12 protein-coding genes and 1 tRNA gene are annotated in these 12,999 nt (G+C 71.8%); 8 read left to right on the top strand and 5 right to left on the bottom strand.

The window, feature by feature from the left end:
* The first annotated feature begins 12 nt into the window (after window positions 1-12).
* From OG335_RS27695 to OG335_RS27680, 4 genes are read left to right on the top strand one after another with little or no spacing between them, the layout of a single operon-like run.
* Window positions 13-942 (top strand): branched-chain amino acid ABC transporter permease, encoded by a 930-nt coding sequence (locus tag OG335_RS27695; RefSeq protein ID WP_405013845.1) that lies wholly within the window; start codon window positions 13-15, stop codon window positions 940-942.
* A gap of 5 nt (window positions 943-947) precedes the next feature.
* Complete coding sequence (locus tag OG335_RS27690; RefSeq protein WP_405013844.1) at window positions 948-2,873, top strand: branched-chain amino acid ABC transporter permease; 1,926 nt, start codon at window positions 948-950, stop codon at window positions 2,871-2,873.
* Between the two features lie 8 nt (window positions 2,874-2,881).
* Window positions 2,882-3,724, top strand: coding sequence for an ABC transporter ATP-binding protein (locus OG335_RS27685; RefSeq protein ID WP_405015543.1), 843 nt, complete (start codon window positions 2,882-2,884; stop codon window positions 3,722-3,724).
* Complete coding sequence (locus OG335_RS27680; RefSeq protein WP_405013843.1) at window positions 3,721-4,437, top strand: ABC transporter ATP-binding protein; 717 nt, start codon at window positions 3,721-3,723, stop codon at window positions 4,435-4,437. Before OG335_RS27685 ends, OG335_RS27680 begins: the two co-directional genes overlap by 4 nt.
* 79 nt (window positions 4,438-4,516) lie before the next feature.
* Here OG335_RS27680 and OG335_RS27675 read toward each other — a convergent pair whose 3' ends face one another.
* The 3 genes from OG335_RS27675 to OG335_RS27665 form a co-directional block, all read right to left on the bottom strand.
* Window positions 4,517-5,416 carry a hypothetical protein gene (locus OG335_RS27675; protein ID WP_405013842.1) on the bottom strand — a complete coding sequence of 300 codons (900 nt, stop codon included), beginning with the start codon at window positions 5,414-5,416 and terminating at the stop codon, window positions 4,517-4,519.
* A gap of 126 nt (window positions 5,417-5,542) precedes the next feature.
* The gene (locus OG335_RS27670; RefSeq protein WP_405013841.1) at window positions 5,543-6,064 is read right to left on the bottom strand and encodes a SigE family RNA polymerase sigma factor; all 522 of its coding nucleotides are present in this window, start codon (window positions 6,062-6,064) and stop codon (window positions 5,543-5,545) included.
* Between the two features lie 165 nt (window positions 6,065-6,229).
* Window positions 6,230-6,880 (bottom strand): ANTAR domain-containing response regulator, encoded by a 651-nt coding sequence (locus tag OG335_RS27665; RefSeq protein ID WP_405013840.1) that lies wholly within the window; start codon window positions 6,878-6,880, stop codon window positions 6,230-6,232.
* A 99-nt stretch (window positions 6,881-6,979) separates the two neighbouring features.
* Between OG335_RS27665 and OG335_RS27660 the strand changes: the two genes are divergently transcribed.
* Both OG335_RS27660 and OG335_RS27655 read left to right on the top strand, forming a co-directional pair.
* Window positions 6,980-7,052 (top strand) — tRNA-Leu (locus tag OG335_RS27660).
* Window positions 7,053-7,706: 654 nt separating this feature from the next.
* On the top strand, window positions 7,707-7,937 hold the full coding sequence (locus tag OG335_RS27655; protein WP_405013839.1) for a hypothetical protein: 231 nt from the start codon (window positions 7,707-7,709) through the stop codon (window positions 7,935-7,937).
* 64 nt (window positions 7,938-8,001) lie between these two features.
* Here the strand turns inward: OG335_RS27655 and pyk are convergent, their stop codons facing one another.
* Window positions 8,002-9,429 (bottom strand): pyruvate kinase, encoded by a 1,428-nt coding sequence (pyk, locus tag OG335_RS27650; protein WP_405013838.1) that lies wholly within the window; start codon window positions 9,427-9,429, stop codon window positions 8,002-8,004.
* Window positions 9,430-9,834: 405 nt separating this feature from the next.
* On the opposite strand from pyk, the gene OG335_RS27645 reads away from it, so the two are divergent.
* Window positions 9,835-11,655, top strand: coding sequence for a bifunctional metallophosphatase/5'-nucleotidase (locus OG335_RS27645; RefSeq protein ID WP_405013837.1), 1,821 nt, complete (start codon window positions 9,835-9,837; stop codon window positions 11,653-11,655).
* Window positions 11,656-11,683: 28 nt separating this feature from the next.
* Here OG335_RS27645 and OG335_RS27640 read toward each other — a convergent pair whose 3' ends face one another.
* Window positions 11,684-11,905: a DUF6296 family protein gene (locus OG335_RS27640; protein WP_405013836.1), complete on the bottom strand. Its 222-nt coding sequence runs from the start codon at window positions 11,903-11,905 to the stop codon at window positions 11,684-11,686.
* 136 nt (window positions 11,906-12,041) lie between these two features.
* Here OG335_RS27640 and OG335_RS27635 point away from each other — a divergent pair, with 136 nt between their 5' ends.
* On the top strand, window positions 12,042-12,956 hold the full coding sequence (locus tag OG335_RS27635; protein ID WP_405013835.1) for a hypothetical protein: 915 nt from the start codon (window positions 12,042-12,044) through the stop codon (window positions 12,954-12,956).
* The last annotated feature ends 43 nt before the right edge of the window (window positions 12,957-12,999 follow it).

Raw genomic sequence — 12,999 nt, 5'->3', positions numbered from 1 at the left:
GGAGGCCGAGCGGTGAACGAGCTACCGCAGCAGTTGGCCAACGGCCTGATCCTGGGAGCCCTCTACGGGCTCGTCGCGATCGGCTACACGATGGTTTACGGCATCGTCCAACTCATCAACTTCGCCCATGGCGAGATCTTCATGGTCGGCGGCTTCGGAGCCCTCACCGCCTTCCTCGCCCTCCCGGGCGGAACCACCCTCTGGCTCGCCATCCCGTTGATGCTGCTGGCCGGCATCCTCGTCTCCACCCTCGTCGCCGTCGGCGCCGAGCGGTTCGCCTACCGGCCGCTGCGCACCGCGCCCCGGCTGGCACCGCTCATCACCGCGATCGGCCTCTCGCTCGCCCTGCAGCAGCTCGTCTTCGCGTTCTACCCGGACGCCAAGAAGGCCCGGGTCTTCCCGAAGATCCCCGGCGACCCCTTCGAGCTCGCCTCGGTCACCATCCAGCGCAGCGACGTCTTCCTCATCATCGCCGCCCCGGTCTGCATGCTGATCCTCGGCTGGTTCGTCACCAAGACCCGCTCCGGCCGCGCCATGCAGGCCACCAGCCAGGACCCCGACACGGCCAAGCTGATGGGCATCGACACCGACCGCATCATCGTCATGGCCTTCGCCATCGGTGCCGCGTTCGCCGCCGTCGCCGCCGTCGCCTACGGCCTGCGCACCGGCCAGGTCGACTTCCGCATGGGCTTCCTCCTCGGCCTCAAGGCGTTCACCGCAGCCGTCCTCGGCGGCATCGGCAACATCTACGGCGCCATGCTCGGCGGCCTCGTCCTCGGCCTCGCCGAGAGCCTCGCCACCGGCTACATCCAGCACCTGCCCGGCATGCACCTCTTCGGCGGCGGAGCCTGGAAGGACGTCTGGGCCTTCGTACTCCTCATTCTCGTGCTGCTCGTGAGGCCACAGGGCCTGCTCGGCGAGCGCGTCGCGGACAGGGCGTGACCACCATGAGCACCGAAATCACCCCGGTCGTCCCGCTCCCCGCCGGAGCAGCCCGCATCGCCACCGCGGTCGGCGCCGCCGGCACCGTGGCCTCCGCGTTCCTCGCCTGGACCTGGACCTCCGAGTTCCCCGGCGACCTCACCGTCACCGGCTACCCCGGCGGCCTCCAGTGGTTCACGCTCACCGCGGGCGTCGCCACCCTGCTGCTGTTCCTCGCCACCCAGGGCGTGCCCGGCCTGCGCTGGCTCAGCCCGCGCGGCAGCAACAACGGCGTCCTCCTCGCCGCCGCCGGCGCCGCCGTCACCACCTGGTACACCCTGATCTCCATCTCGGTCGACCTCGGCGGCTCCGCCAACCTGGAGCCCGGCGGCTGGGTCGCCGGCGTCTTCTCGCTGATCGCCCTCACCGGCGCCCTCGGCCTGCCGCTCGACCGCCGCACCACGGTGCCGGTCAAGGTCCTGCCGCTGCCGGTGTTCTCGCTGCTCGTGATCGGCCCGCTCGCCATCGTCGGCGCCGACGCCATCCCCGAGACCCACCCCGTCGCCGACGTCATGGTGATGCTCGCCGTCGGACTGCTGATCGCCGCCGGCGGTGTGATCCTCACCCAGCTCGTCCACCTGGCCAACAGCTGGCTGCGCCTCGGCACCATCGAGCGCCCGCTCCCGCCGACCCGCACGCTGCCCTCCTGGGTCGAGCTGCTGTTCGTCATCGGCGCGTTCGGTGCGGGCCTGTTCATCGTCACCTTCGGCATCGACACCGAGTACGGCGAGCTGTTCACCGGCTACCTGTTCCTGCTCGGCTTCCTCATCGCCGCGTTCACGAAGGTCGGCCTGGTCGCCCGCCTGCGCGCCCTGACGGTCAAGCACCGCTCGGTCACCACCGGCGCCGCCTTCGCCGCGGCCGCGAGCTTCCCGTTCACGCAGACCAGCGACCAGTACACCTCCGTCGCGACGAACATCCTGATCTTCGCGACCGTCGCCCTCGGCCTGAACATCGTCGTCGGCCTCGCGGGCCTGCTGGACCTCGGCTACGTCGCCTTCCTCGGCGTCGGCGCGTACACCGCGGCCCTCTTCTCCGGCTCCCCGGCCTCCCCGATCCAGCTGCAGCTCCCCTGGTGGGCGGCGATGCTGATCGGTGCCGCGGTCTCCATGATCTTCGGTGTCGTGATCGGCGCCCCCACCCTGCGGCTGCGCGGCGACTACCTCGCCATCGTCACCCTGGGCTTCGGCGAGATCTTCCGCATCACCATGCTGAACCTCAACGGGACCACCGGACCGGACATCACCAACGGCTCCAACGGCATCCCGCGGATCCCCGACATGGAGATCTTCGGTTTCGACCTCGGCCAGAAGCACACCGTGCTCGGCGTCGAACTCGGCCGGTTCTCCAACTACTACCTGCTGATGCTCGCCGTCACCGCCGTCGTGGTGCTGGTCTTCGCCCGGGTCTCCAACTCCCGCCTGGGCCGCGCCTGGGTCGCCATCCGCGAGGACGAGACCGCCGCGGAGGCCATGGGCATCAACGGCTTCCGGGTCAAGCTCGTCGCCTTCGCCCTCGGCGCCTTCCTCGCCGGCCTCGCCGGCACCGTGCAGGCCCACGTCAGCTACACCGTGACGCCGGACCAGTACACCTTCGCCGAGGCCCTCCCGCCGAACTCCGCGTTCCTGCTCGCCGCGGTCATCCTCGGCGGCATGGGCACCATCAGCGGCCCCCTCGTCGGCGCCACCCTCCTCTTCCTCATCCCGAAGAAGCTGGAATTCCTCGCCGACTACCAGCTGCTCGCCTTCGGCATCGCGCTGATCATCCTCATGCGGGTCCGCCCCGAGGGCCTCATCCCGAACCGCCGTCAGCAGCTCGAATTCCACGAGGCGGCGGACATCCCCGCCCAGGCGTCGCCCGTCGACGACGCCCTCACCAAGGCAGGGGCGTGACCACCCAGATGACCACCGAGACCGCCCCCGCCGCCACCGCCACCGCGCCGGTGCCCGTCCTCGAAGCCAGCGGCGTCGTCATGCGCTTCGGCGGCCTCACCGCCGTCAACAACGTCGACCTCACCGTCAACAAGGGCGAGATCGTCGGCCTGATCGGCCCCAACGGCGCCGGCAAGACCACCTTCTTCAACTGCCTCACCGGCCTGTACGTCCCCACCGAGGGCACCGTCCGCTACCAGGGCACCGTGCTCCCGCCCAAGCCCCACCTCGTCACCACCGCCGGCATCGCCCGCACCTTCCAGAACATCCGGCTCTTCGCCAACATGACCGTCCTGGAGAACGTGCTCGTCGGCCGCCACAGCCGCACCAAGGAAGGCCTCTTCTCCGCCATCCTCCGCGGCCCCGGCTACAAGCGGGCCGAGGCCGAGAGCCGCGAGAAGGCCATGGAACTCCTGGAGTTCACCGGCCTCGCCGCCAAGGCCGAGCACCTCGCCCGCAACCTCCCCTACGGCGAGCAGCGCAAGCTGGAGATCGCCCGCGCCATGGCCAGCGAGCCCGGCCTGCTGCTGCTCGACGAACCCACCGCCGGCATGAACCCGCAGGAGACCCGCGCCGCCGAGGAGCTCGTCTTCGCGATCCGCGACAAGGGCATCGCCGTCCTCGTCATCGAGCACGACATGCGGTTCATCTTCAACCTGTGCGACCGCACCGCCGTGCTCGTCCAGGGCCAGAAGATCGTCGAGGGCGACCGGGAGACCGTCCAGAACGACGAGCGCGTCATCACCGCCTACCTCGGTGCACCCCTCGAAGGCGCCACCGAGACGGCAGCAAGCACGGAGGCAGACCTGTGACAGCCCTTCTCGAGGTCGAGGACCTCCGCGTCGCCTACGGCAAGATCGAAGCCGTCAAGGGCATCAGCTTCACCGTCGAACAGGGTGAGGTCACCACCCTCATCGGCACCAACGGCGCCGGCAAGACCACGACGCTGCGCACCCTCTCCGGGCTGCTGCGGCCCACCAGCGGCACCATCACCTTCGACGGCGCACCGCTCACCAGCGTGCCCGCCCACAAGATCGTGTCGCTGGGCCTGGCCCACTCCCCCGAGGGCCGGCACATCTTCCCGCGGATGAGCATCGAGGAGAACCTCCTCCTCGGCGCCTTCCTCCGGAAGGACACCGCCGGCATCACCGAGGACGTCGAGCGTGCCTACACGCTCTTCCCGATCCTCGGCGAGCGCCGCAAGCAGGCCGCCGGCACGCTGTCCGGCGGTGAGCAGCAGATGCTCGCCATGGGCCGCGCCCTGATGTCCCGGCCGAAGCTGCTCATGCTGGACGAGCCCTCGATGGGCCTGTCCCCGCTGATGATGCAGAAGATCATGGCGACCATCGTCGAGCTCAAGGCGTCGGGCACCACGATCCTGCTCGTCGAGCAGAACGCCCAGGCGGCGCTGTCGCTGTCCGACCAGGGCTACGTCATGGAGACCGGCCGCATCGTGCTCAAGGGCACCGGCGCGGACCTCCTCCACGACGAGTCCGTCCGCAAGGCGTACCTCGGCGAGGACTGAGCCCCGCCGTCCCGCTGCAGAAACGGTCCGCCCCGGAGCCACCAAGGCTCCGGGGCGGACCGCTTCCGTCCGGGCCCGCTCACTGCACGCAGGACGACGCCGGAACGGCCTGCGGGCACGGCTGCCTCGACACGGTGGCCGCCAGCCGGTCGCCGGCCGCGGCCGTCGACGCCGGCACCCGGAACGCCCACTCCGGACGCTGCACCGCCTCCTCCCACCACGTGGGGCCGAACGGCGGCCGGGGCATCACCGCGTCGCCGACCACGCCGTTGCCCGCCCGAAGCTCCACCAGCTCACCGTTCGGCCGGTACAGCCGCACCACGTCCTCGAAGAAGCCCCCCACGGTCGTGTGCGTCACCCCGCTGAACAGCGTGCCGCCGTCCGCCAGGAGCCGGGTACGGCACCCGGCCTCCTCCACGCCGGGCTGGCGTGGACCCCGGTCCTTGTACCGCTGCTCGCCCGCACCGAAGTCCGCACACGCCGTGGCGACGTCCGCCGGCCGCACGTTCCGGTACATCCGCACGGTCAGCGACACCGGAGCCGAGTTCCGCTCGTAGCCCACGACCACCGCCGCCACCCTGTCGACGTCCGCGCCCGAGGTCGCGTACGGATCCAGCCCCACGAACCGCCCACCCGGCGGCAGCACGTCCGACAGCACCTGCAGCACGGACGGCCACGTCGCGTCCACCGGCGGCGGCTCCGCCGTCACCGCGGGCCCGGACGGGCCGCCGGACACCGTGGCCAAGGTCGGCGGGCCCGCCGCCACCTCCCGTGGGGCGCCCCACCGGTCCGGCCACACCGCCGGGCCCGCCGCCACCACCGCCACCGCGAGGACGGCCGCGCCCCCGGCCACCAGCCGGCGCACCCGCCGGCGGCGCCGCCCGATCCGGCCCGCCTCCCGCACCATCTCGCCCACCGGCGGCCGGAGTTCGGACACCCCGTCCGCCAGCAGCCGCCCCAGCCCGTCCTCGATCTCCACCCTCGCACCCCTCGCTCTCCGGACCGCTCCGGACTCGTACGGCTCACCGATCGACCCGCACCGCACCTCATCGCATCGCAGCGCGCCGGTGCGGGCGCCGGTGCGGGCCGGTGCGGGCCGCGGGCATCAACTCCACTGGAACAGGTCTCGGTCGCCCAGCAGCTCCCGCAGCTTCGCCAGCGAACGCGTCGTCAGGCTCTTCACCGCCGCCGGGGACGTGCCGAGCATCTCCGCGACCGCCTCCACGCTGTGGTCCTCCAGATAGCGCAGCACCACCACCGCCCGGTTGCGCGGCGGCAACTGCGCCAGCGCCTCCACCAGCACCAGCCGCAGCTCCGTACGGCCCGCCCCGCCGTCCGCCGCACCGTCCGACGGGGCGTCGGGCACCCGCTCGACCGTGAGCTCCGACGAGCGCCGCAGACGCCGGTGCGACAGGTAGGTGCGCAGCAGCACCTTCCGCGCGTAGGCGTCGAGCCCCGCGTCCCCGTCCTCGAACCGCAGCCGCCCCCAGACCGCGTACATCTTGCCGAGCGCCGTCTGCACCAGGTCCTGCGCCTGGTACCAGTCGCCGCACATCAGATAGGCGATCTGGAAGAGCCTGCGGGCCCTGCCGGCTGCGAACTCCTCGAAGTCCGGCCTCTCGCGCATCCCGCTCTCCCCCGACGACCACGAACCGTTCTGCTGTCACCCGTACAGAACGCCCCCATCCGGCACGAGGTCTCACGCGGAGATCGAATACCGGGAACGGGGGCGGGAACGACGCCGCCCCCGCCGGAGGGACTCCGGCGGGGGCGGTCAGGTCCTGCGGACGGGTCAGGCCTCGGACTCGGGCTTCTTCCGGTCCTGGGCCTCGCCCTCCTCGATGACGGCGTGGGCCACGGCGGCCATCGTCATCCGGCGGTCCATCGACGTCTTCTGGATCCAGCGGAACGCGGCGGGCTCGGTCAGCCCGAACTTCGTCTGCAGCACGCTCTTCGCGCGGTCCACCAGCTTGCGGGTCTCCAGGCGCTGCGAGAGGTCCGCGATCTCCTGCTCCAGCGTGCGCATCTCGGTGTAGCGGGAGACCGCCATCTCGATCGCCGGCACGAGGTCGCTCTTGCTGAACGGCTTCACGATGTACGCCATCGCGCCCGCGTCCCGCGCCCGGTCGACCAGCTCGCGCTGCGAGAAGGCGGTCAGCATGAGCACCGGAGCCAGGTGCTGCTCGTGGATGCGCTCGGCGGCGGACAGGCCGTCGAGGACGGGCATCTTGACGTCCAGGATGGCGAGGTCGGGCTTGAGCTCCTCGACGAGCTTCACCGCCGTCTCGCCGTCCCCGGCCTCGCCGACGACGGTGTATCCCTCCTCCTCCAGCATCTCCTTCAGGTCGAGGCGGATGAGGGCCTCGTCCTCGGCGATGACGATGCGGGTGATCGGGGGCGGGTCGAGCTCAAGCGGCTGGGGCTGCTCGTCGGCGGTGCTCACGGGGCTCCTTGTTCCGGCGGGGTGCTGCATGCACGAGCCTACCTAGACACGGTATGTTTGAGTCACAGCATATCGGGGGCAACCTTTGATTCGCTGGTCGCTCCGGTAGCCCAAGGGCAGAGGCGATGGTCTCAAACACCATTCAGTGTGGGTTCGAATCCCACTCGGGGCACTTACCTTTACTTTGAAGGTCGGGGACCCGTTGGAGATCTTCATCACTTCGGGTACGTAATTCGTCCGGGCCGACCATTCCCCCCGACGCGGCGGACGATCGGCCGCATGTACGACAGCGACACCCGCCGCGCCGCACTCGGCCTCCTCCGCACCGGAGCGACCGTCAGCGCCGCGAGCCGGGCGACCGGCATCTCCCGCTCCACCCTCCGGTCCTGGACCCTGCGGCCCGACCCGAGCCCGCGGATGACCGCCGACTGCCCCCTGCGCGACGGCCAGCCGAACCCCGTACCACCGCCCGGCAGTTACTCCTACCTCCTCGGCCTCTACCTCGGCGACGGCTGCCTCAGCGAGGAACGCCGCGGCGTCCACGCCCTGCGCATCGCCTGCGCCGACGCATGGCCGGGGCTGATCGACGAGTGCGCCGCGGCCGTGCGGGCCGTGCTCCCGGGAAACGCCGTGCACCGGGTCCGGGCGCCGGGCTGCACCAGCGTGGTGAGCCGCAGCAAGCACTGGCCCTGCCTCTTCCCGCAGCACGGGGCCGGGCCCAAGCACCTGAGCCCCCTCGCCCTCGTCCCCTGGCAGCGGAGCGAGGTGGCCGCGGCCCCCCTGGCACTTCGTCCGGGGCCTGATCCACTCCGACGGCTGCCGCACGGTGAACCGGGTCCGCCGACAGGGCGCCGACGACGTCACGCGGGAGAACGCCTACCCGCGCTACTTCTTCACCAACGGCTCCCGCGACATCGTCGGCCTCCTCACCGGAACCCTCGACACGGTCGGGGTCGAGTGGCGCGTCCGCGAACGCCGGAGCGGCCACCTCGACGTCTCCGTCGCCCGCAGGGCGTCCGTGGCGCTGATGGACGCGCACGTCGGCCCGAAGTGGTGACGGCGGGCCCCGGCGGCCCGGGTGGTGACGGCACGGTTCCTCGCCGCGCCGTCACCACCCCTGTTCAGTTGTCGAGTTCGCCGACGTGGTGGACGCGGACGAGGTTGGTGGAGCCGGCGAGGCCGGGGGGTGATCCGGCGGTGATGACGACGATGTCGCCCTTCTCGCAGCGGCCGAGGCTCAGGAGCTGGGCGTCGACCTGGGCGACCATCTCGTCGGTGGTGAGGACGAACGGTCCGAGGAAGGTCTCGACGCCCCAGGTGAGGGCGAGCCGGCTGCGCACGGCGGGTTCGTAGGTGAAGGCGAGCACGGGGATGGGCGAGCGGTAGCGGGTGAGGCGGCGGGCCGTGTCGCCGCTCTGGGTGAAGGCGATGAGGTACTTGGCGTGGAGGAAGTCGCCGATCTCGGCGGCGGCACGGGCGACGGCGCCGCCCTGGGTGCGGGGCTTGTTGCGCTCGGTGAGCGGGGGGAGGCCCGCGGCGAGGACCTCGTTCTCGGCGGCCTCGATGATGCGGCCCATGGTGCGCACGGTCTCGACGGGGTACTTGCCGACGGAGGTCTCGCCGGAGAGCATGACGGCGTCGGTGCCGTCGAGGACGGCGTTGGCGACGTCGGAGGCCTCGGCCCGGGTGGGCCGGGAGGCGTGGATCATCGAGTCGAGCATCTGGGTGGCGACGATGACCGGCTTGGCGTTGCGCTTGGCCAGTTTGACGGCGCGCTTCTGGACGATCGGCACGTCCTCCATCGGCATCTCGACGCCGAGGTCGCCGCGGGCGACCATGATGCCGTCGAAGGCGTCGACGATGGATTCGAGGTTGTCGACGGCCTGGGGCTTCTCGACCTTGGCGATGACGGGGAGCCGGCGGCCCTCCTCCTCCATGATGCGGTGCACGTCGTCGGCGTCCTTGCCGCTGCGCACGAAGGAGAGGGCGATGATGTCGGCCCCGAGACGGAGGGCCCAGCGCAGGTCGTCGACGTCCTTGTCGCTCAGCGCGGGCACGGAGACGGAGATTCCGGGGAGGTTGAGACCCTTGTGGTCGGAGACGAGGCCGCCTTCGACCACGGTGGTGCGGACGTTGGGTCCGTCGACCCCGGTGACCTGCAGGCAGACGCGGCCGTCGTCGACGAGGATGTGCTCGCCGGCGGCGACGTCGGCGGCGAGGCCGGCGTAGGTGGTGCTGCAGAGGTCGCGGGTGCCTTCGGCCTCGTCGACGGTGATGGTGAACTCGTCGCCGCGTTCAAGAAGTACGGGGCCGTCGGCGAAGGTGCCGAGGCGGATCTTCGGACCTTGGAGGTCGACGAGGATGCCGACGCTGCGGCCCGTCTCGTCGGCGGCCTTGCGGACGCGGTGGTAACGCTCCTCGTGTTCGAGCTGGGAGCCGTGGCTGAGGTTGAACCGGGCGATGTCCATGCCGGCCTCGACCAGGGCCTTGATCTGGTCGTACGAGTCGGCGGCGGGCCCGAGGGTACAGACGATTTTTGCTCGGCGCATGCCTCCAGAGCGTAGGCATTACCGGGGCGTAACATCGCTGTTCCGGCAGGCTCCCTTGCGGCAGTTGCTGAAAGTTTTGATTAACAAACTGACACAACGTGACTTCGCGTGCTGTGAGGCCGCGTTGGTGCCGCCGGCGGTCTCCGTCGACCTGCGCAAACGCTCTCCGGTGGTGGGGGCCGGCGCCCTGCCGGGTGAGCGCGGGGCACCGGGTTGACGAAGGCCCCGGAGCCGGCCCCCGGGGTGCGGCCGCCATGCCGGGGTCACCGACATCTCACCTGCCGGAAACGTCCGGGGGCTGTCGGCGGGGGCGTTTTCCGGGCAGACTTCTACGCGCGTTTCTCTACGCGCGTCAACGTCGGCTGCGCCGTTGACGGTCCGTCCCGCACCACGCTGGAGTCGTCCATGCCCCTGAACCGCCGTGACTTCGTCTCCCGCTCGGCCGCCACCGCGGCCGGCGCCGCCCTGGCCGGCGCCGTGCCGGTCGCCGCGGCCTCCCCGGCCGCCGCGGCCCAGGGCGGGGACGGCGCCCGCGGGAAGGCCCCGCAGAAGGAGGCGTTCACCGTCATGGGCACCACCGACCTCCACGGCCGGGTGCTCAACTGGGACTACTTCACGGACGCCGAGTACGACGACAAGGCGCACAACGACGTCGGCCTCGCGAAGATCTCCACGCTCGTCGAGCAGGTCCGGGCCGAGAAGGGCTGTCACCGCACCCTGCTGATCGACTCCGGCGACACCATCCAGGGCACCCAGCTGAGTTACTACTACGCCCGGGTCGAGCCGATCACCGCCAAGCGGCCGCCGCGCCACCCGATGGCCGCCGCGATGAACGCCATCGGCTACGACGCCGCGGCCCTCGGCAACCACGAGTTCAACTACGGCATCCCGCTCCTGCGCGCGTACGAGGAGCAGCTCGACTTCCCGCTGCTGGGCGCCAACGCGCTGTTCGCGAAGAACGAGAAGCCGGCGTTCGATCCGTTCGTCGTCAAGACGCTGCACCTGGGCCACGGCCGCCCGCTGCGGGTCGGCATCCTGGGTCTGACCAACCCGGGCATCGCGATCTGGGACAAGGCCAACGTGAGCGGGCAGATGGTCTTCCCGGGCATCGTGGAGGCGGCGAGGAAGTACGTGCCGCGGATGCGTGCGGCCGGCGCGGACGTGGTGGTCGTCTCCTCGCACTCCGGTGTCGACGGCGCCACCTCGTACGGCGACCAGCTGCCGTGGGGCGAGAACGTCTCCAGGCAGCTCGCCGAGACGGTGCCGGGCATCGACGCGGTGCTGGTCGGGCACGCCCACAAGGAGATCCCGCAGCAGCTGGTCGTCAACACGGAGACCGGGAAGACCGTCGTGCTCTCCGAGCCGCTCTGCTACGGGCAGCGGCTGACGTGCTTCGACTTCGAGGTGGAGTACGCGCACGGGGCCTGGCAGGTGACGTCGGTGGCGGCGCGGGTGCTGAACGCCAACACGGTGCCGGAGGACCCGAAGATCGTGAAGCTGATCGCCGGCCAGCACCAGAAGGTCGTGGCGTACGTCAACCAGACGATCGGCACCTGCAAGGCCGAACTCTCCATCGCCGAGGCGCCGTTCAAGGACGTGCCGATCATCGACCTGATCGGCCGGGTGCAGGCCGACACGGTGCGGACGGCGCTGGCGTCGACGGAGTACGCGGCGCTGCCGGTGCTGGCGCAGGCGGCGCCGTTCAACCGCACCGCGCTGATCCCGGCGGGTGACGTGCGGCTGCGCGACGCGGCGGGCCTGTACATCTACGAGAACACCCTGGAGGCGCGGATCCTGACGGGTGCGCAGATCAAGGACTACCTGGAGTTCTCGGCGCGCTACTTCGCGCAGCTGGCGCCGGGTGCGCCGGTCGACCTCGCGACGCTGACCAACGCGCAGTCCACGCCGGACTACAACTTCGACTCGGTGTACGGCGTCTCGTACGACATCGACATCGCGCAGCCGGCCGGTTCGCGGATCACGGGGCTGTCGTACGCGGGTGCCCCGGTCGACCCTGCGGCACAGTTCGTGCTGGCGGTCAACAACTACCGGGCGGGCGGCGGCGGCAACTTCCCGCACGTCGCGGGCGCCAGGGTGGTGTGGTCGAACTCGGAGGAGATCCGCAACACGATGATCGCCTGGGTGAAGGCGAAGGGTGTCATCGACCCCGCGGAGTTCGGCGGCGTGACGTGGCGGCTGGTCCGTGCGGGCGTGCCGGTGTTCTAGCCGGCGGTGCGGGTGGCGCCTGCGGGCGTCACCCGCGGCGCTGCACGGTGGACGGCGGGGTGAGTTCCTGCCGTCCACCCGTGGCGAGCATCCGGACCTCGTCGCGGTCGCTGATCTCGGCGCGGACGATGCCGCTGTCGTCGGTGTAGACGGGGTGCCCGCCGGGGCCGAGAGTGCCGGTGGGGTGCACCACCACGTGGTCGTCGGCGTCCTGGCCGGGGTGCGGGAAGGTCAGCTCGTACTCGGTCATCGGGCACCTCCTCGGGCCTCGCGGGTGCGTGGGCCGCTCACCAGTCTCGCCCGCGGGGGCCGTCCGCGCCTGCGGAACCCCGGGACGCCCGCCTGCGTCACAGTGCCGTCCGGTCGGCGAGCGGCAGGGGTGTGCGATGCGCGGGCGTGCGGGAGCGGTGGCGTTGCTGGTGTTGCTGGCGGCGGGGTGCGGCAGTACGGCGGGCGGCGGTGGCGCGCCGTCCGCGGCGGTGCAGGCGGCGGCCCGGGAGCGGGCGGCCGCGGTGGCCCGGGCCTGGCCGGGGTCGCCGCAGGAGCAGGTGTGGCGGACGGGCTACGCGCCGCTGGACGTGCCGCCGGAGTGGCTGCCCGCGGACGCGTTCCACGACGACGCGGACAAGCAGGCGTACGCCGCGGGCCGGCTGGTCCTGACGGGCGGGCTGCCGCGGACGTTCTCCGGGCGGGCGCAGGTGCGGTGGGCGGACGGCGCGGAGCTGTCGCTGCCGCTGCGGTCGGCGGATGCGGTGTTCCGGGGCCTGGTGGCCGCCGGGAAGCCCTGCGGGGGCGACTGCGGGCGGCCGCTGGAGGTGACCGGCGCGCAGCCGGGTACGCGGGAGGTCGCGACGAGCCGGGGGCGGGCGGAGATCCCGGTGTGGGAGTTCGCGGTGGCCGGGTACGCGGCGCCGTTCGTGTATCCGGCGGTGGAGGGGCAGCTGCCGCCCCCGGACGTGCCGCGGGCGCCCCAGGACCTGGAGGGGGTGCTGGGGGCTGCGGGGCCCGCCGTGTCGGCGGACGGGCGGACGCTGACGGCGTCGGTGGGCCACGGCTCGTGCGAGCGGCCGGAGCGGGCCGAGGCGTACGAGACGGATGCGGCGGTGGTGCTGATCGCCCTGGCGCGGCCGACGGCGGGGCCCGGGACGGCGTGCGACGCGGCGCTGCGGATGTCACCGGTGGACTTCCGGCTGGAGCGGCCGCTGGGCGACCGGGTGGTGCTCGATCTGTGGACGGGGGCTCCGGAGCTGCCGCGGGAGGGCCTCGGCGGGCCCTCGCAGGGCGGCACGGGCGGGCGGTAGCGCCCGGGGTGGGGCCGCGGGGCAGGATCGGGGCGTTGCGACG

The sequence above is a fragment of the Kitasatospora sp. NBC_01539 genome, assembly GCF_045040525.1.
GTDB lineage: Bacteria > Actinomycetota > Actinomycetes > Streptomycetales > Streptomycetaceae > Kitasatospora.
Note: the sequence above shows the minus strand (reverse complement) of the source record. Positions and strands in the feature narration are given on the sequence as shown.

What these genes read in the sequence shown, in the direction of transcription:
- OG335_RS27645 (WP_405013837.1), top strand. Translation starts at nt 9,835, where the DNA reads ATGCCCCTGAACCGCCGTGACTTCGTCTCCCGCTCGGCCGCCACCGCG.
- OG335_RS27635 (WP_405013835.1), top strand. Translation starts at nt 12,042, where the DNA reads ATGCGCGGGCGTGCGGGAGCGGTGGCGTTGCTGGTGTTGCTGGCGGCG.
- pyk (WP_405013838.1), bottom strand. Translation starts at nt 9,429, where the DNA reads ATGCGCCGAGCAAAAATCGTCTGTACCCTCGGGCCCGCCGCCGACTCG.
- OG335_RS27670 (WP_405013841.1), bottom strand. Translation starts at nt 6,064, where the DNA reads ATGCGCGAGAGGCCGGACTTCGAGGAGTTCGCAGCCGGCAGGGCCCGC.
- OG335_RS27690 (WP_405013844.1), top strand. Translation starts at nt 948, where the DNA reads ATGAGCACCGAAATCACCCCGGTCGTCCCGCTCCCCGCCGGAGCAGCC.
- OG335_RS27685 (WP_405015543.1), top strand. Translation starts at nt 2,882, where the DNA reads ATGACCACCGAGACCGCCCCCGCCGCCACCGCCACCGCGCCGGTGCCC.
- OG335_RS27640 (WP_405013836.1), bottom strand. Translation starts at nt 11,905, where the DNA reads ATGACCGAGTACGAGCTGACCTTCCCGCACCCCGGCCAGGACGCCGAC.